Source organism: Spirosoma sp. (assembly GCF_026391055.1).
Classification (GTDB): domain Bacteria; phylum Bacteroidota; class Bacteroidia; order Cytophagales; family Spirosomataceae; genus Spirosoma.
The window spans coordinates 104232-130862 of record NZ_JAPLET010000030.1 but is presented as its reverse complement, the minus strand read 5'-3'; the positions used below and the strand labels follow the sequence as shown (position 1 = coordinate 130862).

Below are 26631 nucleotides of genomic sequence, written 5' to 3'. Positions count from 1 at the left end.
ATATGGCAGTTATTGGGGAATTGATCAAAAAAGCGATTGATGTATATGGGTTTGTAACGTCGGAACCCGATCCGGCAAAAGCCCAGCGGGAGGTACTGCAAAACCTGTTGACAAAAGCCCGGCTAACGGCATTTGGCAAGAAACACAACTTCACCGAACTGCTCCGCAGCGACGACATCGTTGCCGCTTTTCAGCAGGAGGTTCCCGTCCATGATTACGATAAACTGCATACCGACTGGTGGCACTACCTGCTCGAAGGACACCAGAATGTGACCTGGCCCGGCGGGCAGCGCTATTTTGCACTCAGCAGTGGAACCACCAGCACCAGCAAGGCCATTCCGGTAACGGACGACATGATCGACGCGATCCGTAAATCGGGTATTCAGCAGGTCATGAGCCTAAAAAACTTCGACCTCCCGTCTGATTTTTTCCAGAAGCAGATCCTTATGCTGGGCAGCAGCATCAACCTGATCGAAAAAGACGACCATGAGGAGGGGGAAATCAGCGGTATCAGCGCGGCCAATATCCCGGCCTGGTTCAGAGGCTATTATAAACCGGGTATCGAGATTGCTTCTCTCACTGATTGGGACGAAAAAGTACACCAGATCGCTAAAGAAGCGCCCACCTGGGACATCGGCAGCCTGAGCGGGATTCCGTCCTGGATTGAAATGATGCTGAAAGAGGTGGTTCGGTACAACCGGCTCAGCACCATTCACGACATATGGCCCAATCTGCACGTTTATACCTCGGGTGGTGTGGCTTTTGAACCGTATCGCAAAAGCCTCGAAACGTTACTGGCCCGACCGCTCACTTATATCGATACCTACCTAACCTCGGAAGGGTACCTGGCCACGCAAAAACGCCCCGGCACCTCGTCGATGGCGCTGATCGTCGACAATGGCATTTTCTTCGAGTTTGTCCCGTTTGTGGACGAAAACGTGGATGAGGATGGGCGCGTAAAGCCCGGCGCCACCATTCTTTCGCTGGAACAGGCGGAGGAAAATGTCGATTATGTACTGCTGATATCGACCGTTTCGGGCACCTGGCGGTACATGATCGGCGACACCGTTATGCTTACCGACAGGCAGCGAGCCGAGATAAAAATTACCGGCCGAACGAAGCATTTTCTGAATGTCGTGGGCGAACAGTTGTCGGTGCATCAGATGAACAAGGCGATGCAGACCATGCAGAAACGCTTTGATATGGAAATCAAGGAGTTTGTCGTGTCGGCCATTCGGAAAGAGGGGGAGCACATCAACAAATGGTACATCGGCGCCAATAAGGAGGTCGACGGTGCCGAAATGGCCGCTGCACTGGACAGCGAGCTGTGCGATAATAACAAAAACTACAAAGTGGCCCGGAGCAAATCGCTGAAGGGCGTCGAAGCGGAAGTGATACCGGTTGAGAAGTTCTACCGCTGGAGCGAGGAGTTCAAAAAACTGGGCGGCCAGGCTAAGATTCCCCGCGTGATGAAGGAAGAAGATTTCCTGGAGTTTGAGCAATACATACAAAGCCTTGCCTAGCGCCAAAGCCGCAGAAACGAAGCAGTAGACCAACTGATTGACCAGCTTCCGGGTCTGTCTTTGTAAACAGATTACTGATGATAAAAACTAGTTTACTGCGCTTGTTGCTGGGTATTGTTGTGCTGAGCAACACGAACAGCTTCGCACAAACCTCCGACCGGGAGATAACGGATAGTCTACTGGCCCAAAAAGGCATATACAAAACGGTTCGGTCGTTTTATATCAAGCCTGTTTTTGAGCAGTATCAAAGTTTAATTACGGTAGTGGGTAATGGGTTTAGTTCGCCCAAAGGCGACTTAGCCCGTAAGCGGGGTATTGGTATTCGGCTGGGGTACAGGTGGAAATCGTTTGAACTGGAAACTGGTTTGTCGGGCATCAGGCCAGCCGTCGGCTTTAGGTATTTACTGGATGGCCCAAATGCCTATGGGCATACAACGCGCACGATAAGCACCGATTTTTACCATATCCCCCTTTTGTTTCGGTATCGTTTCTGGCAGCCAACCCGGGAGTTATCTTTACGAGTTGGAGCCGGTGTTGCCTACAATGTTGATCTGGATAAACTGAAATTGGCACCCACGAGTAGCTCAGAAGAAAGTACCGTCGACCCTGATGGGAATAGAATCGTCCTCGCCAGAACCAGAAGCCTGTATGAGTCAAAGAAATCATTCGTTTCGGCTGAGGTAAACCTCTCTGTTCAGTACCAGTTTTCGGCTCATTTCAGCACCAGTGTGGAGGCCAGGCGGCTCATTAGCCCCACGAACACCGTCCGTGTAACAGCGAGTCAGGAGACATTCTATCCGCCTGCCGTCCGGACTGTTGAAGCCATTGGCGGGGCTAACAGCTTAGGTATCAATATAGGGTTGGCCTACCAGTTCGGCTTCAATAATCGTTATCGACTTCAGCCAAAAACGGATCGGTGACGGGGTTAATCAGCTTCAGAGCTTATGTTACAGTAAACCTGTCCGAATCATCCCTGATCCGAACAAGTCCGTTAGAAATGCCAGATAAGCTGTGTTTGTACGCCAATGCTGTAGTTCGAATGACGATACTCGAACAGCGGGTCATTGACGGATCTATAAAAGGAGTAGCTGGTAGTAGGTTGAAGCAGCAGGGATACCCCCAACGCGTACAATTTGTTTGCGAAAGGTCGGCTCCTCACCAAAAACATGATGAAGTGGTTTTGGGGTAACTACCTGCCCAACAGCAGTAAGCGTAACGAGATTTATGCATCGCCCTTACAGGCTACTACTGACGAGCTGAAAGACTTGCCACCAGCGCTGCTACAAACCGCCGAAAACGATGTATTGCGGGATGAGGTCGAAGCCTAGCAAACGGCCCTGTTGCAGGCGGCTGCGGTGATCAAAGCGGCTCTAGAGGCTTAACCGTTTCAAAAACAGGAATGAAGAAATGCGCAGTACATCACCAGTCATACGCTGAACGTCGACGGAGAACAAACTGCGTGATACAAGCTCATTATTGATATATATCAACGTGTCGCTTCAACGGCAACGCTTACTTTTGAGAAGCAAGACATAAGAAGCTGTTTGAGTGAATCGCTCTGGCCGCAAAGCGCGGCTACTCGACCTAAAGCGCCTACTCAAACAGCTTCATAAGGTGTTGAGAAACTTACGAGCAAGATTCCATATGGATAACCAATCATTAACTAAACTCCAGCAAACCCACCTAGCTATCTGGAACGAGAAGGACCGTACAACGCGTGATGCACTGATGCAAACCATCTATGCCGACGATATAAAGATGTACGACAAGGATTTTATTCTGAACGATAGAGCAGCCGTTTCTGACTTTATTGACAAGCTGTTTGCGGGTGATGCCAACTTTAACTTCACCATAATAAAACCTATGGAAAGCACCCAACATGGGGCTCGACTATACTGGGAAATACGAACCGGCCCCCAGCCGAATGTTCTGACCGGTATGGATTTTTTTGTGGTAGACGATGAGAAAGTAGCCCATCTGTTCGTGTTCATGGATGCCGAATAAAGGCAGATTTATTGCCACATAAAGCATATCCAAATCCAGTCTTCATCCTACCCGGGCATACGTTGATTTGTACGTAATCAGCTTGCTTTTTTTACGTATTGATGGCGAATACGGCTCAGTGTTTCTTTGGTAATACCTAAGTAGGATGCGATAATATGCTGAGGAAAACGCTGTAAGAATTCAGGGTATAGCTTAGTCAATTCTTCATAGCGGTAATCGGCCGTATAGTTTTGAGCCATATTCAGGCGTTTTTGAACAGCCATGTGCTGATTATCATCAAGCTTTATCCGCATTTCGTTGAAGGCAGGAATGGTATTAACTCGTTCGTAATAGCCATTTGCCTTTGGTAATAAGAGCAACTCGGTTTCTTCCCAGGCATCTATATTGTAAATAGACGGTGTTTCTTTATGAAAGCTCTCCCGGTCAGATGTCCACCAGTTTTCGATGCATAAATTAAGCACGTGCTCATACCCTTTTTCGTCGACCGTATATTGCCGCGTAGCTCCCTTTACGATGAAGGCGATGTGTTTACAGACTTCGCCTTCCTGTAGCAGGAATTGTCTCTTTCTTAATCTTTTTGGGATAAATGCTTCCTCAATCAGGCTGATATCGGTTTCAGAAAGTGGTATGGTGGAGCGTTCCTGTATGTAGTGAATGAGCGAGTGAACCATCAAACAGCGGACAAAGAAAAGTCTAAGACAACGTTTCAAGCGCTAAAGATAGTAACTGGCAAAATAGGGTTTACTGAAACGAAAGCTGTACAGACCGATGGCTGTCTTATTCTAAATATGTACCGAGGTTTAATTGAGCGAAGTTGGGTAAGGGTGTACTAATACGTAAAATAGCCGTTGATCCCTATGGTCTGGGTAAGTGGGCCCGGCACCGACGGCCGCAACTCAATTTGTAAGGCAAGTGCTTTAGCCCGTTCGGAGACGGGGCCCGCAAATAACTCATCGACTGTCGAACAGAATAAGGTTTGCCACCGCCTGAAGTAAGTTGATTCCAGCAAGGGTGTTAGGTTTTTCTCAACGTGACGTTGAATCAGCTCTGAGGGGAGCGCAACTGGGTTGAAAAGCAACTGCGCCCACAGATCCACAATTTGCTGAAAGTGAGTAGCCGGCGACACCCGAGCCGCCAACGTAACGATTAGTCCGATTTCTTCATCGAAGAAAACCCGATTATAAAAGGCGTCGATCAGCCGTTCGAGGTCGGCGCGGTTGGTGATATCAGCCATAAGAAAGAAGTTTGTTGCCTGAACTAGCTAAACTGGTGCATGTAGTAACGCACCGTCGGGCGTTTGGCTGTTTACGCTGGTGGGGATGCCCTGGTCGGTGAGTCAAGGGCCTCTTCCTGCTGCGAACGCCCGGATACGGGTTGGGGCACCTTCTCCGAAGAAGATCTCAGAATGGCTTTTACTTCGGCCATATTGACGACGGGCAGAAACTTGGCGAATAGGAGGAATAGGGTAAAAAATAACCCCATTGTGAACAGGAAATCGCTGATATCGAATAGGGTAGGGTGAAACATAGCCCAGCTGGAAGGCAGGTAGTCGCGGTGGAGCGAGGTAACGATAATAACGAACCGCTCAAACCACATGCCGATGTTAACCACCACAGCTAGCACAAATGACCAAACGACACTACGCCGAATCGTACGGGACCAGAACAACTGGGGCGTAATGACATTGCAGGTCATCATGGTGGCATAGGCCCACCAGTAGGGTCCCATGGCCCGGTTGAGAAATGCGAACCGTTCGAATTCATTGACCGAATACCAGGCAATAAACAATTCAGTGATGTAAGCTACGCCCACAATAGAGCCGGTAAGTACAATGATCTGGTTCATTGAATCGATGTGCTCCACGGTGATGTAATCTTCCAAGTGAAAGACTACCCGCGTGACCAGCATCAGATTCTGCACCATCGCGAAGCCCGAAAAAATAGCCCCGGCCACGAAATACGGAGGGAAGATGGTCGTATGCCAGCCAGGAATGAGCGAGGTGGCAAAGTCCATGCTGACGATTGAATGTACGGACAACACCAGGGGGGTAGCAACCCCAGCCAGAATTAGACTCACATATTCATACCGCGCCCAGGTTTTGGCCGAGCCGTTCCAGCCCAACGCCAGCGTACCGTAGATGTATCGTGATATGCGGTTTCGAGCCCGATCGCGGATGGTGGCCAAATCTGGCACCAGTCCCATGTACCAAAACACCAGGGATACGGTGAAATAGGTACTGATTGCAAATACATCCCAGACTAAAGGCGACTTGAAGTTAACCCAGAGTGACCCAAACGTATTGGGAAGCGGTAAGGCCCAATAGGCTAGCCAGGGCCGCCCCATATGCAGCATGATAAACATGGCGGCACAGATAACGGCGAAGATCGTCATGGCTTCGGCGGATCTGTTTACGGAGGTCCGCCATTTCTGACGAAACAGCAGCAGCACTGCCGAAATCAGCGTACCAGCGTGTCCTATACCCACCCACCAGACGAAATTGGTGATATCCCAGGCCCAGCCAATGGTTTTGTTCAGCCCCCACACCCCCAGGCCTTCCCACCAGGTCCATAACACACAGGCAATGCCGTAGAGAAGTACCGTGAGGGATATACCGAACCCGATTTTCCATTCCCGGGTAGGCCAGGCTTCAACCTGTCGACAAATGTCTTCGGTGACATCGGCGTACGTTTTGCCACCCGTCACCAACGGCGCTCTTACCGAAGCAGTGATGGAACCATGCGAGGAAGGAGATTGTGTTTCCATAAGGCAGGTCGAGTAAGTAGTAAACTAAGTTAAGGCCCCGCTTTATTGGAGACCACCGCAATGATACGGTGCAGGCCTATGTTGTAGATGAAGACATCTGATGGGATGCATTAAATAATCCTAAAGCCGTTTGCCCGGATGAAACAGACTCGTTGCCGGGCGAGGGAGGGTAGCTATACTATGCGTATTCTGATTGTTGAGGATGAGATTAAGCTGGCCCTTTCCCTCAGGCGTGGTCTGGAAGAATGTGGCTTTGCGGCTTCGGTGGCGCTGGATGGAGCTGCTGCCCGGCGGATGCTGGCACTGGGCGACGTGACGCTGATGCTGCTCGATATTGGCCTGCCGGATGTGGATGGCCTTACCCTGTGTCGCGAGATGCGTAGCCATTATCCTCAGATTCCTGTCATTATGCTGACGGCTCTGGGGTCGCTTGATGATAAGCTGGCAGGCTTCGACGTGGGAGCCTGTGACTACGTCGTTAAACCGTTTGAGTTCGGGGAGTTGCTGGCCCGCATTCGGGTGTGGCAAAAGCGGGCTGCACCAGTTGGAGAAGATGAGATCACCAACCTGCTGACCATTGCCGATCTGGTATTGAACATCGCCGAAAGGCGGGTAAGCCGGGCCGGTCAACCCATTAATCTGGCTCCCCGCGAACTAACCTTGCTGGCTTATTTTTTACGTCATCCCGGCGTGGTTATCAGTCGTCAGCAAATTGCCGAACACGTATGGGATATTCCCGTTGATTCCGGCACCAACCTTATTGATGTGTATATCAACTCGCTGCGTAAAAAAATAGACCGGGACTTCCCGGTGAAGCTAATTCACACGCGGAAAGGTATCGGGTATATACTCAACGTGGGCCAGTAAGCTTAATGCGTCCATGAAGATTCGAACCCGACTTTCGCTCACATTCATCGCCGTGGTGCTGCCGGTGTTGCTCCTGTTGCTGGTCACGATCTATCTTTATGTTGATCGGTCGAAGCAGGACGACTTTCTGATCAAACTCCGCAACCGGGGCATTACGATGGCCCAGCTTCTGGTGGAGAAACGCGTCATTCGGGAGCCGCTGCTTCGGCAGATCGATCGAAAAACACAAACTGCTTATTCGGATCGGCGGGTTGCCATATTCGACAGCCAAAATCGCCTGTTGTACGATAGTGGTGAATTAGACAACCGAACCGGCACCAATTCACCCATCTCCATTGACGCCCATTTACTGAACCAGATCGATTCAGAACGAGAGGTACGTTTTAGCAATGGCCGACGGGTGGGGCTGGGGCTGCTGGTGGAGCAGCCGGGGCAACGGCTCAAGGTGATCAGCTACGCCATTGACGATTATGGCATTCGCAGGATGAAAGAGGCCGTTGCCGTTATGGGGTTTATGCTTGGCATAGCGGTGCTACTTGTGGTCGTGCTAAGCCGTTTATTTGCCAGTCGTTCAGTTAGACCCATCACCGGTATGATTCGGCAGATCAATCAGATAACACCATCAAACATAGATGTTCGGCTGACTACGCCGAGCCATACCGACGAACTGGCGCAGCTGGCACATACATTTAATCTGCTGCTCGACCGGCTATCGGCCTTTGAATTACAGCGCAGCTTTATTGCCAATGCTTCGCATGAATTACGAACGCCCTTATCGGTGCTAACCAACCAAATCGAGGTTGCCCTGATGAAGCCCCGCCCGGCTCTGGAATATGAACAGTTATTGACCTCGATGCAGGAAGACATCCGTCGGCTCAATTCACTCTCAAACGGGTTACTCGAACTGACGCAGTTGGATAATCGCCAGGCTGGCCCAGGTGGAGACGTGATCGCCCTCGATGAGGTACTGTACGAGGCCGTAGGGCTGGTGATCCGCAAACAGCCCACTTACCGTATTACGTTGGGTGAATCTACCGCGTCAACGGACGAATCGAATGATGGATCGAATGAGGCTTTGCCTGACGTGATGCTGAATGGAGATTCATCGTTATTGAAAACGGCCTTTATCAACCTGATCGACAATGGGTGTAAATTTTCGGACAGTCATCAAGTCCATCTCAAGGTGGTTGTATTTGACACATTGGTCCAGGTCGCCATTTCAGATCAGGGTATAGGGATTGCCGCCGACGAACTAGATTACATTATGCAGCCCTTTTATCGGGCTGCCAACGCCCGCGCTATTAAGGGGAACGGTATCGGCCTGTCGCTTACCGCTCGAATTATCCAACTTCATGGGGGTACCCTTACGGTCAATTCGCAGCTGGGCTGTGGGACAACGATCACGGTGTCGTTACCCCGGATGCAATCCCCCGGACGCTAAAATACCCGCCTGCTTTGGCGTAGAAATGGGGCCGGGGCGGAGCATTCCAGGAAGGCTTCAAGCAAACGGTCGACCGTGTATTGTCTTGGCAACTGATTCCAATTGACAGATAGTAAACATAGCGCCCGGCGTACCGATTGAAAGTGATCGTGTTTCTGAACGTTAGTTTTAACCACAAATCAGGTATTTAATAGAGTCGATAATTGGGCCTCGTCCAGGATAATCAGTCGCTTATCAACCGGTTGAATCAGCCCCGCAGTCGTTAATTCATGAAGCATACGAATAAAGGTTTCGTAGGTGGTACCGGCGTAGGCTGCCATATCCTGCCTCGTCAGTGCTATATTGATCCGACCCTCTTCATCCTGGCCAAATTTGCTCTGTAGCATCAGCAGCGTTTCGGCAACCCGCCCTTTTACATCCATCAGGGCCAGATTACGCATCCGTTTTTCGGCCTCCTGCAACGCATTGGCGTAGAATTTCATCAGCGCGTAGGTAAGCGGTTGGTTCGACTGGATAAAGAGTTCAAAGAACGGTAAGGTCATAAAGCAGATGGTTACTTCATCTAAAGCCGTAGCCGTAATGGGTAGAATCTGGTCGTTGCCCAACGCCCGGTAACCAATCATATCCCCCTTTCGGGCGAAGTTCAGCACTAATTCTTTGTTAGAGCCCCAGGCTTTATGAATTTTTACCGTGCCCGAATACACAAAATAAACCCCGGCGACGGGACTACCCTCTGAAAAAATCACGTCCTTTTTCTTGAAGGACAGCATCTGTCGATTCGTTCCAATCAAAGAGAGCCATTCTTTCTGGCTGCTTTTGCAGAGCAGGCAACAGCTTAAATCGCAGGACGTTGGTTTAGGTTTCATTAATGGCTTCGAACTCGTTTTTGGGAGTTGGTCTGTTGGCTTGATTTCTTTAGCGGCTTAGGCCAATGGCCCCGATGGCTTCTCCAACGAATGGGCTGACTTGGGTAAGACCGATGACGGGGAATATTGTTAATCAACAGGGCCAGTACCAATAAAATCAGTACACCCGTCAACACAGGGGTCAATATATACTGAAAACCCAGCGATTTTATTTTTTCTGAGCCAATGTTAGCAATAAGGGCCGTTGCGCCCGCGGGTGGATGCATCGTTTTGGTTAGTTGCATAACCACTATCGAAAGGGACACCGCCAGCGCTGATGCTAACCAGAGCTGGCCGTTCAGCAGCTTGTAGGTGCTCACCCCAATTACAGCGGCCAGCAAATGCCCTCCAACCAGATTGCGGGGCTGGGCAAGCGGGCTGTGCGTTGCGCCAAAGATCAACACGCAGCTGGCTCCGAACGAGCCAATCAGAAACACCCGATCCGGGTCGGTCAGTTGAGACTGGTTCAAAAGACCAAAGGAAGCGATGGCAATAAATGACCCCAGAAACGTCCAGAAATGATCAACGGGATCGATCAGGGTCTGTCTGTAAATAACGTAGCGAGCAATCCGGTACGGCCTTTTTAAAAGCATAAATAGAAAAATCGTAATTAAAATATGATTTATATCACAAAAATAGGCAACTAAATTTTATAACTTGCAATTAGTATTGATATGTATCATAATAAGTATATGATTAGCTATGCATGGACCACGACCTGTCTCTGACTTTATCCCTATTTCGACCTCCTTACCGCACAGCCTCGGTAGTAAATGGCTAAAGCAGTTCCGAAAGGGAGCAAACAAACGGATTCTCTGGATGGCTATACTAGCTGTTGGTCTGGCGGCTGGCATAGCTCTGGTTGCCAGAGGGCTGGTCTATCTCATTAATCTAGTAACCAATCTAGCTTTCTTTGCTCAGTGGTCGCTGGCCGAACGGAGTCCGGCCGATTCGGCCTTGGGAATGTGGGTCATTGGCGTACCAGCCGTGGGTGGGCTGCTGGTAGGCTTAATGGCCTTTTATGGTTCCAGGGCTATCCGGGGGCATGGAATACCCGAAGCTATGGAACAGATTTTAGTCAATAAAAGTCGGATCAACCCCAGCATCGCCTTTTTAAAACCGCTTTCAGCAGCCATCTCGATTGGTACGGGTGGACCTTTTGGAGCCGAGGGGCCTATTATTGCCACTGGCGGAGCCTTGGGCTCTACATTAGGTCAGCTACTCACGATCAGCGATGCGGAGCGGAAAACGTTGCTGGCGGCTGGCGCGACGGCGGGTATGGCCACCATTTTCGGTACTCCCCTTGCCGCTATTTTCCTGGCTATTGAATTACTCCTGTTCGAATTCTCCGCCCGTTCTATTATTCCGGTAGCACTGGCCTGCATTACGGGGGCTGCCGGTCATCACCTGCTGTTTGGCAGCGCACCCGTTTTTGCCCTCATGGGTACGATACCTAAAGCCAGTACGATGGCCCTGCTGGCTTACAGTGCTATTGGACTGGTTATCGGAGGCTTGTCGGTGGCGATTACCAAACTGGTTTATCTGATCGAGGACGGCTTCGAAAAATTGCCCATTCACTGGATGTGGTGGCCCGCTCTGGGCGGGTTAGTAGTGGGGTTTATCGGCTATATATCGCCCAGAACGCTGGGGGTAGGTTATGACAACATCACCAATTTGCTGACGGGGGCCATGCCGGTAGCGGTTATACTGCCCTTGTGTTTGTATAAACTGCTTTCCTGGTCTATTGCCTTGGGCAGCGGCACCTCTGGCGGTACGCTTGCTCCCTTGCTGACGATTGGCGGGGCTCTGGGGGCGCTGGCCGCTCATACTTTACATCTGGTGTTTCCTGGTCTGGATATCAACCTGTCTCTAGCCGTTCTGGTCGGCATGTCGGCATTATTTGCCGGAGCCAGCCGGGCGGTGCTGACCTCCATTGTTTTTGCTCTCGAAACAACTCTACAGGCCAATAGTCTGCTGCCCCTGCTGGCTGCCTGCGTTGGCTCGTATAGTATATCGTTGCTCTTTATGGAGAATACCATAATGACTGAGAAAATAGCCCGGCGGGGCACCAAAACCCCCAACTCGTACGAACCCGACTGGCTGGAGAAATGGACTGTTGGCCAGGTGGCTTAGCCCTGTACTAGTTTTCTGGCCGAAGACAGCACGCTTAGTGAGGTCTATCAAACCATTCGGCAGACAGCGACCCAAAGCCAGCGTTTTGTGGTGATCGACCGGCATCAGCAGGTTCGTGGCATCGTTCGTTTATCAACGCTGATCGCCTATTCGGATCAGACAACCCGGCTGAGTACCGTTTTGGCGGATCACTCGTATCCATACATTTCAACTGAAAGCACACTGAAAGCTGCCATTGAGCTGATGAACCACAACTCGGTCGACATGCTGGCCGTCGTATCAGCCGATCCGCTGACGGTCTGTATTGTGGATTATGCCGATGTGTTTTCCGCTTACCAAGTTAGTGCTCAGGAAATTACCCTTCGCGAAAAGCATCTTTCGGTTAGACGGGGGTTACGAAGACGATTAGCTTATTGAAGCTGTTCAGGCAGGATACTGTAAAAGACTTCCGAAGAAGGGCGAAACTTGAGGTGCGAAACACAAATTTTAGCCTTTCATGGAAGTCTTTGACAATGAGTTTGACCACACTGCTTGCAGACAAACCCTGTTATACCATTTACGAATCTACCTGATTCAACGCAGTTAGGCCATTAATTTCCATTAAAGTACCTCTAAGATATCCGTTAGGTTTTCTCTGGTAATAGGCTTTACATAGAAATGAGAAACTTCTTTATAGGCTGCCGCTTTAATATGGTCTGCCACATCAATTGAAGAACTTACTATATAGATCGTTATTTTCTTGGCAGGCTTAGTTTGTACAAACTCATCCAGAAACTGCCAACCATCCATAACTGGCATATTCAAGTCCAGTAGAATCACCTCCGGTAGTAATTCCGGCGATGCCATGATCGGTTTCAGATAATCCAAAGCTTCTTTCCCTGTATGGAAAGTCAATAAGGTCTCACAGAAATTGATTACTTTCATCTGTTGGGAAAGTAAAAGAGTGTAAATTTTATCATCATCAATTACACAGGCAATATCTATTGTTTTCATTTGTTATGATTTGATTGTTATCGTAAACGTTGTTCCCACGTTTACAGTGCTTTCTACAGAAATTCGGCCGTTCATAGCTTCTACATGGCTTTTAGTCAGAAATAAGCCCACACCCCGTGCGTCCGTATTTCCATGAAACGTCTTATACATACCAAAGAGCTTGTGGCCATGCATCTTCAGATCAATCCCTAACCCATTATCCGTCACTTTTAATAGGACAGATCCTTCGCTATAGAAGGCCGTTATATTGATTATCAGTAGTCGGTCAGGGTGCCGGTACTTGATGCAGTTACTGATGAGATTTAATAAAATACTCTCCAGGTAAGCCGGATCATATCGAACCTCTATCTGCTTACTTACCTCGATATACAACTGGGCTTGAGCATGTCGTATCGACTCGGATAACACCGTCAGAGTATTTTCTATTTCATTGAGCAGCTTTAATGGTTTCTTATTTTTTAGATCAGATCCTTGTACTTTAATGACCTCATTAAGATGCACAAGTGTTTCCTGTAGGTTAACTGTGTTGGTAAGGAGCATAGTCGTATATTCCTTTCGCCCTTGTTCATCTTGCTCATGAGTGAGTATATCCGCCAGCATTTGAATATTACCGGCATGAGAACGGAGGTTATGAGAAACAATATGAGTGAAGTTTAACAGACGGCTGTTTTGTTCACTGACAATTTCCAGCATTTTTCTCTGTTCTTCTTCCAGGCTTTTGCGCTCATGAATATCCAGGTATGTTCCCAACATAAGCAGCGGCTGATTCTCCTCCGTCCATTCAATTATTTTTCCTCTGATTTCTATCCAGATCCACCGCTCATCTTTATGAAGCATACGGCATTCTGATGCATAAAAATCGACTTTCTGTTGCAGGCATTGCTGAAGCAGTAGTTCATTGGCTTGCCGATCTTCAGGGTGAATCAAACCATACCAGGTGGTCATTTGGCTATTTCCTAATTCATCTGAGCTATACCCTAAGATAGCTAATGATCTGGCGTCATAAATGACTTGATTACTGCGCACGTCCCATTCCCAGGTCCCGACACCAGTACTCCGGATGATATTATCCAGCCGTAGCCTTTCCCTTTGTACTACTTCCAAATGTTTCTTTCGTTCGGATATATCCTTAACCTGAGAAATAAAATATAGAGGGGTATTCTGGTGATCACGTACTAGCGACACATGTAGAAGAGCCCAGATAAGTTGGCCATTTTTACGGATGTATCGTTTTTCTATACTATATCTACGAATCTTGCCTGCCAGTAATCGATACATTTGTTGAAGGTCAGAATCGAGGTCATCTGGGTGAGTAAGATCTTGAAAGGTGAATTTCAGAAGCTCATTTTCAGAGTACTCCAATAGTTGACATAGGCTATCATTAACCTTGAGCCAGTTCCCTTCCAGGGAAACCATGGCCATACCGATTGGGGCAAAATCGAAAGCCTGCTCAAAACGCTGTTCTCTTTCAAGGAGTGTGTTGAGCATGATGACCTCTTCAGTAATATCTTCTATTGTGCCATATAAAGCCACACATACGCCTTCTTCGATATGAACATTTGCTTTCAGCCGTACCCATTTGACAGTCCCGCTTGTTGCACGAAGTCGAAACTTCCCTGTTTTAGGCGTGCGAGACTCAAAAACTTCATTTAATAATTGTTGGACAGCGGCACTATCGAGATAAAACATTGACTCACCTTCAGCCGATGGCATAAGATCGACATCAACTTCGTAAATGTCTCTCACGATATCATTCCAATAAAGTTTACCTGTTACCAGATTTCTTTCCCAGATACCCAATTGGGCTAAAGGCACTGCCCTATGGTAAAGGTCAAGTTTAGTCTGCATTATTTGATTAAGATGATTTTTTAATGAACATATTAGTAATGATTAATTTATTACGCCGAATCTAAACATATATAGTTTACTATAAAAGATATATAGTGTCCTTGTGACTCATTAATAGAAATTAAATTAATCTAATAATATACGAATAGCCTTAAAGATAAACGTCTTGTTATAGTAATTCAATAGGTCTTCTTGATCCCAAAGGTCAGATTTATACGCTAAGCAATCACAACGATGGACCGTGAATTTTATAATCTTATCTACCGGCTTATTGATAATCAACCGTTTATTTTAAAAATTTAGGCTTTCGATGCAGTATCTGAAATAAAGCAATGAAGAGGACAATCGATTAAACAAGACGGATAACGCACCAATTGTTCATTTTTAAATAAATACAATTGCGTGTCTTTACTCTTTAATCGCCGAAATTGCTCAATGAATCGGTAGACCAGTGAGCGTTTTCACTGTCTGTGTTTGTACTTCTGCTATAAAGTATTCAGCAAACATTACGCATGGGTTAAATACATCCTAAAATTCCGACTCTTCAACGAAATTAATGCCTTGTACGGTAGCACTGTAGCAAGACCATCCCCAAAAATCATTACCGTCCTCTCTTATCCGCTGAAAGTAGTGGTTCAAACAAATTTGCTAAACAGCCTGTCGTTTGGTAAACCCGTGTAAATGAAACAGATAAATAAGACCCTTTTTGCAATCTTAATCGCGATAGTCACCGTTACGTTTTCCTTCAGTCAGCAAACAACCTATCAGCTATCAAGCCACATTCTGGATGTTTCCAAAGGGATGCCTGCGAGTGGCGTATCCATTAAGCTGGAGAAGATGAATGCCCAGACTAAAGCTTGGTTGCTGGTCGATGAAAAAGTTACCGACAAGAACGGGCGTATCGCCGATTTCCTGCCTGCCAGTGCCTCAAATCCGGGTATTTACCGGCTAACCTATCTGGTGGCCCCTTATTTCAGAAAGAACAAAATGGAGAGCTTTTATCCGTTCATCGAAGTGGTGTTCGAGCTGAAGGGCACCAGTCACTATCACGTGCCCATTACGCTGTCGGCCTACGGTTATTCGACCTATCGAGGCAATTGATTCGTTGATAAATCGGAGCAAAGGTTAATACTTTCACAAGTCTATTGGTCAATCCCATAGCCGTATGCTAGCCAGTTGATCAGCAGCATGGTAGCAGCTTCGAGTCTGAAGAACTCGAAAAAGGGACCAGACCCGGTTTTTGATAGGCTGCTTCTACTCAGCAGGATTTTGGTGTGCCCGATTGCATGGTCGGCTCTGACTGAGACAAAGTCAGAGCCGACCTGAACTGGAGTCAGGTAGCTGAAGTCCCTAAAGCACTGATTGCTGCCGGGTAAATTACCCGTTGCTTAATAGCGGGTATTCATCCCTATTGAAAACGGTGCCAGAACAGGCTCAATCCAATCATCAGTACCAGACCTATTTGTAACGCCGTCAGGACGTAAATGTAGTTCGTTTGCCCTCTCGATTCATTCAGTAGTTCCTCACCAACGGTAAGTTGCAGAGCAGCCAGTTCATCAAGCGTTTGGACCACCTGGCCAAAAGCTGTACTGCCACTACCGGCAAAGAGAGCCTGCCGGGCCGCTGGCGAATCGACTAAATTGGTCGTTAGCTCGCCTTCCAACCGATTATAAACGGTCAGCCGTTGCCTGAATAACCGGAGCCGCTCGGCTTCCTTTTCCGTTAGTTTGGTTCGTTCAAACTCGGTCAGTAAGGAGTCTGTCCGTCGGTTGAATCCATCAAGCGTTGAGGTAATCAGACCCTTATTTGGTTTATCGGTGGCCAGCGCGTAGGTTTCCAGCAACAGTCGTTTGCGGTAAACGGCGGCTGTCAGATTGACCAGCATACCGGTTGGTACCAGACGATCTTTATAGATGGATGCAGATGCCTGCTGTATACCATGCACACTGCGACGGCTCAGAAAGATGCTGGTCAAAATTAAACCCAGTAAAGCAATCACCAGCAGGATGGAGCGTACCGGCGAATAAGAGTCAGGAGAAGGTGCCATGGAGTAAGGTGGATTAGCCGGTTGTCAACCCGTTATACAGATAAGCCTTGTGCTATTTAAATTATTCCGTCAATAAGAAAGCCCCGTTTTTTAGTTAACTCGCTTGGTACCGGCTTTGGTTACCGTCTTCATCTGGATTAGATCAACCAGAAAGGCGAATGCCATAGCAAAATAAATGTACCCTTTGGGTATCTCGACGTGCAGCCCTTCGGCCACTAAGGACATACCAATGATGAGCAAAAAACACAGAGCCAGAATCTTGAACGACGGGTGTTTGGTGATGAATTCACTGATAGGTTTAGCCGCCAGCAGCATAATGCCCACCGATACGACAACTGCTGTATACATTACCCAAAGCTGATTGACCATGCCCACGGCCGTGATGATGGAATCCAGTGAAAAAACCAGGTCAAGAATCAATACCTGAATCAACAGGTCGCGGAACGAATGTTTGGTCGTATCGGGGGCATGGGCATTATCGCCCAATTCAGCGTAATGATAGATTTCTGCAGTGCTTTTGTAAATCAGAAACAAGCCCCCGGCCAGTAAAATCAGGTCTTTCCCGCTAATGCCGATGCCGACCACGGTAAACAGGGGGGTATTTAGTTGCATGATCCAAGCCAGCAGGGTTAACAGGCCCAGTCGCAGGAACATTGCCAGGCCAAGGCCCCAGTACCGAAATCGATTTCGTTTGGCGAGGGGCAGTTTACCGGCCAGAATAGAAATAAATATTATGTTGTCGATGCCGAGAATGGTTTCCAGCACTATCAGGGTAAATAAGGGGATCAGGTGATTGAGACCATCCATAAGGCAAATTGAGGTAATAATAGATGAATTACGGTATTGATTTAAGCCCGACGTCTATCCCGCACCGGGATGGATAGACGTTTCTTGTTACATTCGTTGCAATTCCTGCCAGAACTGCCGAATAAAGGCCCTTTCTTCCCGTGAGATGCCCTCGTGTGCCCGTGCCACGCGCAACAGGATACGGATGAATCGTTTCTTAGTTTCCTGGCTGACGTTAACCCGCTTGTCGGCCATTCGGCGCAGGCCAAATGCGGTAGCCTCCTCGGTAGGTTCGCCCACATTGTCCCGTAGGAACATCGCGCAGATGGCCAGATCACTGTAGGGGCCCTCAGCCAGCAGGTCACAGGCCAGCTTTGTCTCTTCTTGATGAAGCTGACCGTCCAGTTTACAAAGGGCATAAACGATACTGCCTAATCCCATAGCTACATCGGGTGAATACATAGTGGTTGAGTTTATAAATTCCTTTGAAGACGCGTTTATAGCTGGTTGGTGTGGTATTTCAGGCATACGCCTGAGCGGCCAAGTGATGAAACACGCGCTCATCCAGGCGATATCGGTCGTTGAGTGTCAGGCTGCTGCGGGCCGTAAACAGGGCGTAATTGACGGCGTTGTAGATAAGCCAGCAGGATGGGGTGGAGTTTAACAGCCGTTGTTCCAACCGAAGACGCTCACGGGCCTGTTTGATCAACTGAACCGGTACGGGCAATTTTCGAAGTACGTTCTCATGATTACCCGCCATGTCCGTCTGCTGAAAATGGTCATAGACGGCCGCTGTTAGCGTAACGCCGGTTGTCAGGTGATCGAGAAGCAACTCATGCAATTGCTGCTGAAACAGCGGAATGGTTAGCGCACTTTGATGGAGTTTACGAATATCCGGCGTAGACCGCTGTGGCCGAGACGAATGGGGCAACGGCGTTTTGGCAGCCGGTGTTTTTTGAGACCCTTTTGCCCAGTGGCCTAGCCAGGTCTGATAGGTATCCAGATCGGCAAAGGAGTCCGCCCAGCCCAGCAGCCCATTCTGGCAAACGTTGCGGTATACACTACTACCCAGATGGGTAGAGGGGTCCAGCAGAGCCGTCAGCGATTGCCCCTGAATACTGAAGGGCGTTTTTCCGTTATAACTGTTGGTAATAGTCAGACTACGTTGCAGTTGCTCAGTTCCTACCGACAGCGATGCAGGCAGAATAATACTGATGCTAAACTCGCCCGTGTTAGTATGTTTAATCAGGAGCTGATAATCTGGGATCAGTTCGTCGACGACCTCCTGAATGGCCCGGTTGGGAATAATGGTGTAGTCGGCACTCTGAATGCCAAACAGGGTTTTACGCCCCCCTGCTAATTGGCCCACAATCAGTTTCTGACGGTCGGTGGCTATAATGTCGTAGTCCGGCAACAGATCGCTGAGCAACAGCGGCTCTACAGGAAAACAGATGTCCTCCCAGGTAGTCGATAGTTCCGGTTGTGCACTAATATAGGTCATAAACTTGCATTTGTATTTTTACAACTGTAAATTTACAGCAGGAAATTAAGGAAACCAAATGCCCATGCCATGGAAAGACTCATACGACGAGTTCCCCACGCCAATAAGATACTTATAGTTAGTCTGCTGGCTGGCTTTGGGATCGTCTTCAACTATACATACGCTTGGTTTCAGCAAGGTCATAAAGCAGGAGCACCGCTCAGGCAGCGCAGCGATTACCCGACCGAGTGGCTGGGTATCTAATCGAAATAGACCCACCTAAGTCAGAATTGGCCGACGTACAACCGACGGCAGGGATGATCAGCCATTTTGCCCGCCCCTTATCTGTTCACTACTAATCCGCAACAAGTATGGAAACGCATCCTATTGTTCCGTTGAAGGAGAAGATACCCATCGATCACTGGTTGCCAGTAATTTATCTGCTCTTTTTTGGCGGGGTGTTACTGAGCTGTTTGTGGGCGGAGGTGAACCGGCGACAACAACTTCTTAAAACGCAGCCTGCCTGCTATGACCTTGGTGCCAACCCGTTATCGATGCCGACAACGGCTATGTTTAACCCTTAACCTACTATCAATATGTCCTGGTTTGAGTATAGTCAGTGCGTCCTGGAAAAAGTAAGCTTTGATAAGTCACTTTTCCGCAAAGAACTTCGCAAGTTACTTACCTACCTGTCAGTTGGAGAACGTATCCAATTGCTGCGTTGGTGTCGGCGGCAAAAGCCCTGGCATCGGGCCGAAGCCGCGCTCGTGTCAGGATAAAAACGTGCTCAATGCCAACACCCTGTAAACGCATTGCTGGCCGTCAGTAAGCTATGAGCCGAGCGTAAATTTTTCCTGAATAACATGAAATGGTCTTTCGTCCTCCAACAAAAACTCAAAGCGGCCGGGCTGTTGCTCAGCCTGATGCTGGTCATTTTGTATACGGCGACCAGCCTGAAAAATGACGTACAGGACATGGAACGAGCGGTGGTCACCCTCTACGCTGACCGTTTGCAGCCTGCCATCGAATTGGTTCACATTAACGAAAGTATCTACGCCAAACGACTTCTGATAGAAGATCAATTCACTAATGAACGGCCCGTTTCACCCGCTGCTTTGGCTGAACAGCTAAAGCATTACGACCAGCGAATAAACGAGCGGATCAGTCAATTCGAAAAAACGAAACTGACTACCAGTGAGACGCGCTGGTTGAAGGCATTCAACAAGAAATGGAAGCAGGGCCAAGGCCTTGAGAAGTCTATACAGGCCTTGTTAATCGCTGAACAGCCGTCCCAAGCCCGTCAGGTATTTTACGGACCCGGGGCACTCGTTTTTAAACACAGTGTTCAGGCACTCCATGAACTGGTTCAGATTCAAGCCGAAACGGGCCAAAAATCGCTGAAGGATGCGCATCGGATGGCCGCAGGCGGATCGCTGAATGTAACCCTCTTAACGGCCGTTTCACTCCTGGTGGGTCTGGTGATTCTGGCCCTTATTCACAACGCGCGGTTAATACGCCAGCCAGTCCAGCCATTTCACCTCAACTAATGGATTGCTTTTCCGCAGCTTCAGGGTTGAGCAAAGCATCTCTTTAGGAATTTATTTGTCGTATTTATCATCAAAAACAACGAATTATGAAGAATCGAATCATTAGTAAGCTGGACTATCAGCGCTTAAAAAAACGCATTGAGCAGGCTAAAGTCAATGCCCGAATATCCCCTGCGCAGCTCATGAAACTGTTGCGGGGAGTGGAAGGAGCAACCCTGCTTGACCCGGTCCAAATGCCAGCGGATGTGGTCACCATGAATTCGGTGGTAAGCCTGGAGTACATCGACCTGGGCAAGCACCTGGACATTTGCCTGGTATATCCCGAAGAGGCTAATGGTGCACATAACCGAATCTCCATTTTCGCTCCCTTAGCTACCGCCCTCTTGGGCTATCAGCGGGGAACCGTGGCTAGCCTGTCTACCCCATTTGGTTCTGTAGACGTCCGAATCAACCACATAATTTACCAGCCCGAAGCGGCTGGTGATTTCTCACTTTAATCCTCAGCCAGGTTAATGTACCCATTAGTTCGTTTTAGTGCTTCTGATGTTTTGGAAATATACAGCTTCCCGGTACCACCGACGAAGCCCGGCTCAGGGCTCGACTAAATGGGAAAGAACTGCCGTTAACCACGCAGACAGTACGAATCGATACCGGGCGGCAGCAAGTGCGGGCAACGTGGCACCGGTCATGTCCTACCACAATTATTTCACCACCTGCGATGATGCCAACCTAGTTCATACGCGCCAGAAAGCACTGGGCGCTGCCCGGCAGGTGGGCCTGCTGACGCTCTGGCAACCCGAGTTTGGTATCCTGGGTGATATTTGCGGTAAATACAACGGCTATCCGCGTAATACGAGCATCGACTAGGGATTATACGTAACCAAAGTGATCCATAACGACCTGACGGTGGCTAATGTGGCATCCTGGCAATGGTGGCTGGCCATCAATCCGTACAACTATAGCGATAGATTGGTGGACATTAATGGCCCAAACGGACAGTTTACCGACCCGAACAATGCCCGTCGGTCAGGACTGGTGGTCGACTCCAAGCAGTTGTGGGCATTCGGCAATTACGCCCGATTCGTTCGGCCAGGTATGAAGCGAATCGATGTGTAACTCGACAACCACACCGATCCGGTGACTCAGGCCGGTAGCTATACGCTTTCGGCCTATAAAGACGAAGCCGCGAAAAAAGTGGTGCTGGTAGCCGTTAACATGACAGTTTCAGTCGTAACGCTGTCCTTGTCGGGCGTTTCGGTAAAATTCAGTCAGTTTACGTCCTATACAACAAATCGGGATAAACATCTGGTGAAGCCCCGTTTCATCGAACGGAGCCGCTTACGCCATCTGGATAACGTAAATTACGGGGAAGTTAGTGGTTTGGACTTCTGCCATCACAGTGCTTTCCGCTGCCAGTCGAGCTTCTCTTCTTCCAGCCGTTTCACCTGCTCCGTTATCTCTTCGGGCGATACATACAACCGCGCAATTTTGTCTTTGTAACTCTGCGGAAGTTCGGCGTGGTCGAGAATAAACCGCTTGGTTTCAATGAGGTATTTGCCCAATCCGTGCCGAACGGCGTGGGCATCGGCAATGCGCTCTACTTTTTTTACGTAACCGGCTGAAAAGACATAACCCAACCCAAACCTGACCATATCCAGGTTGGTGCGGCTCTCATAGTCCATAATGTGTCCCAACTCATGACCGATCCAGCCAATCATAATAGCCTCGGGAAGTTGATGAATCGGAATTGCCGTGTGCGTCAGCTTGAATGTTGAACTGATGTTGATGCGGTACGCTCTGGATTTTCGGCTGGCCAGTATAGTGCTGAACACGGGCTGTGCCTGCATCACCGATGATTTTATCGACTGCTTGAACACGAACTGGATGGACGTTTCGACCAGTTCCGGGTAGAAGGAGAGGGCTGTCAGAACACTGTGTTCGAGGATCGACGGTATCGTTTTGTTCGTGCGAAACCGGGCCAGTTCCGGCGGGATTTCGTGCGTCAGGCTATTGATTCCAGGTATCGACATAAGAAAACGGGTTTACTATACCTGTCTTCTTAACGCGCTGGGAGGGGATTGGTTTTAAGGGGTGGTAAAACACTACTTCTCGCCCGACAGCGGCACCATCTGCGCCGACAGATTTGGGGTGGCCATATCTTTGTCGAAGGGGAAAATTGGCCGCTTAATACGCTTGAAGGGTAGTCGGGCCAGATCCTGATTGACGCCCCCCGGAGTGAGCGCCATAATCCAGCCTTGCTGCATGGCGTAAAGCTCGGGTTCGAGGTAGCCGATTTTCACCACCACAATATCGGCTTCACGGGGTTTGAGGCCCAGCCGAGTGAAGTCGATTTCCTTGTGATAAGGCTTACGTTTCTGCGTGACGATCACGTGCACGCTGCCCACTTTCACCACCACTTCTACTTCAGCATCTTTGTCGCCTTTTACAATCGATTCGACCGTGCCTTTGAGTCTGACGGGGGGCGCAAAGCGGGAGTCGACCCGCGCACCGGCCACACCGTCGACCTGCCCGCCTACGCCAGCGGCCATGGCTTTTTTGACCAGTTCTGGGTCGGGAATGGATGCGTAGATCAGCGATGGGCCATCCGCCTTTTTAAACTCCGGCCGGGCCAGCAGCTGCGTAAGTGTCCAGGTCACATCGCCCGCGCCACCGGCCGTTGGGTTGTCGCCTGTATCGCTGATGAAAAAGGGGTGCTTCTTACTGGCAAATGCATCCGACAGGCTTTTTTCCAGTGTGCCGGTTGGCGCTACGAAGTCGAACTGATTCCGGACGTTCCAGAAATCGAGGGCGAGCTTCTCGGCGGTTTCGGTCACTTTGGCTTTGTCATCGCCGGTAACCATTACCACCGCATGGTTACGCGGTTCATCGGCCCAGGCGTAGCCAATCCATATAGCAGCATCGACAATGCCCTCCCGGTGGTCGGCAAGGGGCTCCACCTGTTTGTAGAGGCTCTTACCGGGCTCAATGCGCGTGCTCGTTTTTTCGCCGGGCAGCAGAATCGGAACCGGAATCCAGGCTTTATAAGCTGGTTTGCCTTTGCCACTTTTAAGCCGGTCGAGCAGGTTAACAACGGCCCGCTCTTTGGTCTGCATGGCATCTTCGTGCGGGGCCATCCGGTAGCAAGTGATCAGGTCAGAGTTCTGCGCCAGTCGCCAGGATACATTGCCGTGCAGGTCCATAGAGGTAGAAACCAGCGTTTTATAGCCGATAACTTTCCGGATACGGGCTAGGAAATCACCTTCGGGATCGTCCAGACCTACCACGCTCATGGCCCCGTGGATGTCGAAGTACAGGCCATCGTAGGGGCCGTATTTTTTGAGCGAATCAAGGGTTTTGTTGACCAGCGACTCATAAGCCTCGCGGGTAACGGCCCCACCCGGCAATGATTTTCCGACGATGGTAGGGAGCCACATCGCCTGCTTACGCAGGGGCGATACGGGCATCATGAACGGGTACGCGTTGAAGACCTCCGGGCCGTATCGGGCATGGAAGGCCTCTTCGGTAGTTTTAGCCGGCGAAAAGGTACTGGATTCGATACCCAGACCCGCTATGGCAATACGGGGTAAAGTCGTTGATGCTGGTTGCGTGGCTGATTGCGAAAAGCCACAACTCAAGGTGAAAATCCAGGCCGAAATCCCTAAGATGATGTGTTTCATGTCCACAAGTTAAGCCCATTCAGGACAGCAGGCCAACAATTGATCGTTTTTCGGGGAAAGATGCTTTCTGCCGGATTCGTTGCCTGCATAACGGCCACTCCGTGTTTACCCGTACCGTTCCCTAATAAGCTACCAGCCTGTCCGCTACCGGCAAACCTGTCGATACAATTGAGGTTACACTCAAAGCCTTGTCGAGACCGGCGTCAGCCTCCACCAGACCGGGCATGAGTGACTTGCCAATAACCTGTTTATGGAACAGACCCGCGACAGCATTACGGATATCTGGGGTGAGCGTACCCCGCATTTTGGCGACTGGCCCGTTCGGGTCGACCGCCGGACTACCGCCGAACCCGATCACTGGGTTCAGTCGGCCTGCGTCCTTTGCTCAAACGGATGCGGCCTGGAAATCGGCGTCAAAGACGGTTGTATCGTGGGCGTTCGCGGTCTGGACCGGGACCCCATCAACCACGGGCGGCTGGGGCCCAAAGGGCTACACGGCTGGGAGGCAAACCACAGCCCCGACCGGTTAACGAAACCGCTTATCCGTCGGAATGGCGTGTTGGAAGAAGCAAGCTGGGACGAGGCCATGAGCCTGATTGTGGAGCGGTCGAAGGCTATTATTCAGCAGCATACCAGTCTGGCAATGGGCTTTTATACGTCCGGGCAGTTGTTTCTGGAAGAATACTACACGCTGGCCGTACTTGGGAAGGCGGGCCTGAGTACACCCCACATGGATGGTAATACCCGTTTGTGTACGGCCACGGCAGCGGCTGCCCTCAAGCAGTCGTTCGGCTCCGACGGGCAGCCCGGTTCCTATATCGACCTCGATACGACTGATACCATCCTGCACGTTGGCCATAATATAGCCTCGCAGCATACCGTGCTCTGGATGCGGATTCTGGATCGGCTGGCCGGACCCAATCCACCCAAGCTTATCGTTATTGACCCGCGCAGGACATTTACGGCCGAGAAAGCTCATATTCACTTAGCACCCCGCGTGGGTACCAACGTGCCGGTGCTGAACGGCCTGCTGCATTTGCTCATTGAAGCCGGACAAATCGATCAGACCTACATCGACGCCCATACTATTGGTTTCGATGAGTTAAAAAAAATGGTGTCGTCCTGGACACCGGAACGGGTTGAAGCCCTGACCGGTGTCTCTGCTGATCAGATGCGGGAGGCCGCTCGGTTGCTGGGGTCAACAAAAACGCTGGTGAGCAGTGCCTTGCAGGGCGTGTATCAATCTATGCAAGCGACGGCAGCGGCCGTTCAGGTGAACAATATCCACCTGATTCGCGGGCTGATTGGTCGGCCGGGCTGCGGCATTTATCAGATGAACGGACAGCCAACGGCCCAGAACACCCGCGAAACGGGCGCCGACGGCGATATGCCCGGTTTTCGGAACTCGGGTAATCCAGAACACATGAATCAGTTGGCTCGGCTCTGGAACGTGGATGTCCGCAAGATTCCGCATTGGTCGCCCCCAACGCACGCCATGCAGATCTGGCGGTATGCCGAACAGGGCTCCATTAAGTTTATGTGGATCAGTGCCACTAATCCGGCGGTGTCTATGCCCGAACTGGCCCGTATTCGCCGGATTTTGCAGAAAGAAGACTTGTTTATTGTGGTGCAGGATGCGTTTATGACTGAAACCGCCCGCTATGCCGATGTAGTTTTGCCAGCCGCTATCTGGGGGGAAAAAACGGGCTGTATGACCAACGTTGACCGTACTGTTCACCTGACGCAAAAGGCTATTGAACCACCGGGTGAAGCAAAGTCTGATCTGGAAATTTTTGTGGATTATTCACGACGAATGGATTTTCGGGATAAAGATGGTGCTCCACTCATCAAGTGGGATACCGCCGAGGGGGCTTTTGCTGCCTGGAAAGAATGCACGCGTGGTCGGCCCTGCGATTATACCGGTATGTCGTACGAAAAACTACGTCGGGGCGGGATTCAGTGGCCTTGCAACGACGAGCACCCCGATGGTACATCTCATCTGTATACCGATGGCGTTTTTCACACCAGTGCCGATGACTGTGAGGCATACGGCTTCGACATGACGACCGGCGGAGCCGTTACTCCCGAGGAATACAAAGCCAACGACCCCAAAGGGAAAGCCTTTATACGGGCCATCGACTATGAACCACCTCACGAAGAACCCGATCAGGACTACCCCCTTTGGCTAACAACGGGCCGACTGGTGTACCACTTTCACACCCGTACCAAAACGTCCCGCTCCAGAGCGCTAGACGAGGCCGCGCCCGATTCGTTTGTTCAGATTGCCCGTGAAGATGCCGACCGGTATGGCATTGCAGAGGGTGATCTGATTGAGGTGGAGTCGCGCCGGGGTCGAGTGATCGAACCCGCCCGCATTGGCGATATTGAGCAGGGACTGGTGTTTATTCCATTCCACTATGGCTACTGGGATGACCCCAAACGAAGCCGGGCCGCCAACGAACTAACGCTGACCGAGTGGGACCCTGTGAGCAAGCAGCCCCACTTCAAGTACGCAGCCGTTCGCATCCGAAAAGCCAGTGCGGCCGACGAACGTGAGCTGGTTGCCGATCAGGCCGGACTGTTCCCAGAAACGGGTACCAACACTTTAAACAAGTAG

General features: G+C 49.9%; 28 protein-coding genes and 1 pseudogene. 16 read left to right on the top strand and 13 right to left on the bottom strand.

Annotated features, from left to right (window positions below; genetic code table 11):
- Nucleotides 1-2 precede the first annotated feature (2 nt).
- The 4 genes from NT073_RS29680 (at nucleotide 3) to NT073_RS29665 (ending at nucleotide 3527) form a co-directional block, all read left to right on the top strand.
- Nucleotides 3-1523 carry a GH3 auxin-responsive promoter family protein gene (locus tag NT073_RS29680; RefSeq protein ID WP_297381420.1) on the top strand — a complete coding sequence of 507 codons (1521 nt, stop codon included), beginning with the start codon at nucleotides 3-5 and terminating at the stop codon, nucleotides 1521-1523.
- A 77-nt stretch (nucleotides 1524-1600) separates the two neighbouring features.
- Nucleotides 1601-2443 (top strand): outer membrane beta-barrel protein, encoded by an 843-nt coding sequence (locus NT073_RS29675; protein ID WP_297381418.1) that lies wholly within the window; start codon nucleotides 1601-1603, stop codon nucleotides 2441-2443.
- A gap of 213 nt (nucleotides 2444-2656) precedes the next feature.
- A complete protein-coding gene (locus NT073_RS29670) occupies nucleotides 2657-2851 on the top strand; it encodes an alpha/beta hydrolase fold domain-containing protein (RefSeq protein WP_297381414.1) in 195 nt (64 codons plus the stop codon).
- A gap of 316 nt (nucleotides 2852-3167) precedes the next feature.
- Nucleotides 3168-3527 carry a nuclear transport factor 2 family protein gene (locus NT073_RS29665; protein ID WP_297381411.1) on the top strand — a complete coding sequence of 120 codons (360 nt, stop codon included), beginning with the start codon at nucleotides 3168-3170 and terminating at the stop codon, nucleotides 3525-3527.
- Between the two features lie 77 nt (nucleotides 3528-3604).
- On the opposite strand, the gene NT073_RS29660 is transcribed toward NT073_RS29665, so the two are convergent.
- From NT073_RS29660 to nrfD, 3 genes are all read right to left on the bottom strand, one after another.
- Nucleotides 3605-4198 carry a Crp/Fnr family transcriptional regulator gene (locus tag NT073_RS29660; RefSeq protein ID WP_297381408.1) on the bottom strand — a complete coding sequence of 198 codons (594 nt, stop codon included), beginning with the start codon at nucleotides 4196-4198 and terminating at the stop codon, nucleotides 3605-3607.
- Nucleotides 4199-4356: 158 nt separating this feature from the next.
- Nucleotides 4357-4761: a group III truncated hemoglobin gene (locus NT073_RS29655; protein ID WP_297381406.1), complete on the bottom strand. Its 405-nt coding sequence runs from the start codon at nucleotides 4759-4761 to the stop codon at nucleotides 4357-4359.
- Nucleotides 4762-4832: 71 nt separating this feature from the next.
- Entirely contained in the window at nucleotides 4833-6290 is a 1458-nt protein-coding gene (nrfD, locus tag NT073_RS29650; protein WP_297381404.1) for an NrfD/PsrC family molybdoenzyme membrane anchor subunit, read from the bottom strand.
- 138 nt (nucleotides 6291-6428) lie between these two features.
- Between nrfD and NT073_RS29645 the strand changes: the two genes are divergently transcribed.
- Together NT073_RS29645 and NT073_RS29640 are read left to right on the top strand one after the other, a co-directional pair.
- A complete protein-coding gene (locus NT073_RS29645; RefSeq protein WP_297381401.1) occupies nucleotides 6429-7157 on the top strand; it encodes a response regulator transcription factor in 729 nt (242 codons plus the stop codon).
- A 13-nt stretch (nucleotides 7158-7170) separates the two neighbouring features.
- Nucleotides 7171-8598, top strand: coding sequence for a HAMP domain-containing sensor histidine kinase (locus tag NT073_RS29640; RefSeq protein WP_297381398.1), 1428 nt, complete (start codon nucleotides 7171-7173; stop codon nucleotides 8596-8598).
- Between the two features lie 179 nt (nucleotides 8599-8777).
- On the opposite strand, the gene NT073_RS29635 is transcribed toward NT073_RS29640, so the two are convergent.
- Nucleotides 8778-9464 carry a Crp/Fnr family transcriptional regulator gene (locus NT073_RS29635; RefSeq protein WP_297381396.1) on the bottom strand — a complete coding sequence of 229 codons (687 nt, stop codon included), beginning with the start codon at nucleotides 9462-9464 and terminating at the stop codon, nucleotides 8778-8780.
- Nucleotides 9464-10096, bottom strand: coding sequence for an HPP family protein (locus tag NT073_RS29630; protein ID WP_297381394.1), 633 nt, complete (start codon nucleotides 10094-10096; stop codon nucleotides 9464-9466). Before NT073_RS29630 ends, NT073_RS29635 begins: the two co-directional genes overlap by 1 nt.
- A 109-nt stretch (nucleotides 10097-10205) precedes the next feature.
- On the opposite strand from NT073_RS29630, the gene NT073_RS29625 reads away from it, so the two are divergent.
- Both NT073_RS29625 and NT073_RS29620 read left to right on the top strand, forming a co-directional pair.
- Nucleotides 10206-11636, top strand: a complete 1431-nt coding sequence (locus tag NT073_RS29625; RefSeq protein WP_297381391.1) for a chloride channel protein — start codon at nucleotides 10206-10208, stop codon at nucleotides 11634-11636.
- Nucleotides 11637-11651: 15 nt separating this feature from the next.
- On the top strand, nucleotides 11652-12053 hold the full coding sequence (locus tag NT073_RS29620) for a CBS domain-containing protein (protein WP_297382148.1): 402 nt from the start codon (nucleotides 11652-11654) through the stop codon (nucleotides 12051-12053).
- A gap of 183 nt (nucleotides 12054-12236) precedes the next feature.
- Here NT073_RS29620 and NT073_RS29615 read toward each other — a convergent pair whose 3' ends face one another.
- Both NT073_RS29615 and NT073_RS29610 read right to left on the bottom strand, forming a co-directional pair.
- Nucleotides 12237-12629 (bottom strand): response regulator, encoded by a 393-nt coding sequence (locus NT073_RS29615; protein WP_297381388.1) that lies wholly within the window; start codon nucleotides 12627-12629, stop codon nucleotides 12237-12239.
- Between the two features lie 3 nt (nucleotides 12630-12632).
- Nucleotides 12633-14477: a sensor histidine kinase gene (locus NT073_RS29610; RefSeq protein ID WP_297381385.1), complete on the bottom strand. Its 1845-nt coding sequence runs from the start codon at nucleotides 14475-14477 to the stop codon at nucleotides 12633-12635.
- Between the two features lie 681 nt (nucleotides 14478-15158).
- Here NT073_RS29610 and uraH point away from each other — a divergent pair.
- Nucleotides 15159-15578, top strand: coding sequence for a hydroxyisourate hydrolase (gene uraH, locus NT073_RS29605; protein ID WP_297381382.1), 420 nt, complete (start codon nucleotides 15159-15161; stop codon nucleotides 15576-15578).
- Between the two features lie 307 nt (nucleotides 15579-15885).
- On the opposite strand, the gene NT073_RS29600 is transcribed toward uraH, so the two are convergent.
- The 4 genes from NT073_RS29600 to NT073_RS29585 form a co-directional block, all read right to left on the bottom strand.
- Nucleotides 15886-16524 carry an MCP four helix bundle domain-containing protein gene (locus NT073_RS29600; RefSeq protein WP_297381379.1) on the bottom strand — a complete coding sequence of 213 codons (639 nt, stop codon included), beginning with the start codon at nucleotides 16522-16524 and terminating at the stop codon, nucleotides 15886-15888.
- Between the two features lie 90 nt (nucleotides 16525-16614).
- Nucleotides 16615-17331 carry a TerC family protein gene (locus NT073_RS29595; RefSeq protein ID WP_297381376.1) on the bottom strand — a complete coding sequence of 239 codons (717 nt, stop codon included), beginning with the start codon at nucleotides 17329-17331 and terminating at the stop codon, nucleotides 16615-16617.
- Between the two features lie 87 nt (nucleotides 17332-17418).
- Nucleotides 17419-17772, bottom strand: coding sequence for a TerB family tellurite resistance protein (locus NT073_RS29590; protein WP_297381374.1), 354 nt, complete (start codon nucleotides 17770-17772; stop codon nucleotides 17419-17421).
- Between the two features lie 58 nt (nucleotides 17773-17830).
- Entirely contained in the window at nucleotides 17831-18811 is a 981-nt protein-coding gene (locus NT073_RS29585; protein WP_297381371.1) for a hypothetical protein, read from the bottom strand.
- 69 nt (nucleotides 18812-18880) lie between these two features.
- On the opposite strand from NT073_RS29585, the gene NT073_RS29580 reads away from it, so the two are divergent.
- The 6 genes and pseudogenes from NT073_RS29580 (at nucleotide 18881) to NT073_RS29555 (ending at nucleotide 21453) form a co-directional block, all read left to right on the top strand.
- Nucleotides 18881-19054, top strand: coding sequence for a hypothetical protein (locus NT073_RS29580; protein ID WP_297381369.1), 174 nt, complete (start codon nucleotides 18881-18883; stop codon nucleotides 19052-19054).
- A 107-nt stretch (nucleotides 19055-19161) separates the two neighbouring features.
- Nucleotides 19162-19374, top strand: a complete 213-nt coding sequence (locus NT073_RS29575) for a hypothetical protein (protein WP_297381367.1) — start codon at nucleotides 19162-19164, stop codon at nucleotides 19372-19374.
- Between the two features lie 12 nt (nucleotides 19375-19386).
- Nucleotides 19387-19569 carry a hypothetical protein gene (locus NT073_RS29570; protein ID WP_297381363.1) on the top strand — a complete coding sequence of 61 codons (183 nt, stop codon included), beginning with the start codon at nucleotides 19387-19389 and terminating at the stop codon, nucleotides 19567-19569.
- Between the two features lie 84 nt (nucleotides 19570-19653).
- Nucleotides 19654-20337, top strand: coding sequence for an MCP four helix bundle domain-containing protein (locus NT073_RS29565; protein ID WP_297381360.1), 684 nt, complete (start codon nucleotides 19654-19656; stop codon nucleotides 20335-20337).
- Between the two features lie 86 nt (nucleotides 20338-20423).
- The gene (locus NT073_RS29560) at nucleotides 20424-20834 is read left to right on the top strand and encodes a GreA/GreB family elongation factor (protein ID WP_297381358.1); all 411 of its coding nucleotides are present in this window, start codon (nucleotides 20424-20426) and stop codon (nucleotides 20832-20834) included.
- Nucleotides 20835-20880: 46 nt separating this feature from the next.
- A pseudogene (locus tag NT073_RS29555) lies at nucleotides 20881-21453 on the top strand (glycoside hydrolase).
- A gap of 278 nt (nucleotides 21454-21731) precedes the next feature.
- Here the strand turns inward: NT073_RS29555 and NT073_RS29550 are convergent.
- The gene (locus NT073_RS29550) at nucleotides 21732-22367 is read right to left on the bottom strand and encodes a hypothetical protein (RefSeq protein ID WP_297381355.1); all 636 of its coding nucleotides are present in this window, start codon (nucleotides 22365-22367) and stop codon (nucleotides 21732-21734) included.
- 72 nt (nucleotides 22368-22439) lie between these two features.
- Entirely contained in the window at nucleotides 22440-24014 is a 1575-nt protein-coding gene (locus NT073_RS29545) for a M81 family metallopeptidase (RefSeq protein ID WP_297381352.1), read from the bottom strand.
- Between the two features lie 250 nt (nucleotides 24015-24264).
- Here NT073_RS29545 and NT073_RS29540 point away from each other — a divergent pair, with 250 nt between their 5' ends.
- Complete coding sequence (locus NT073_RS29540; protein ID WP_297381349.1) at nucleotides 24265-26631, top strand: nitrate reductase; 2367 nt, start codon at nucleotides 24265-24267, stop codon at nucleotides 26629-26631.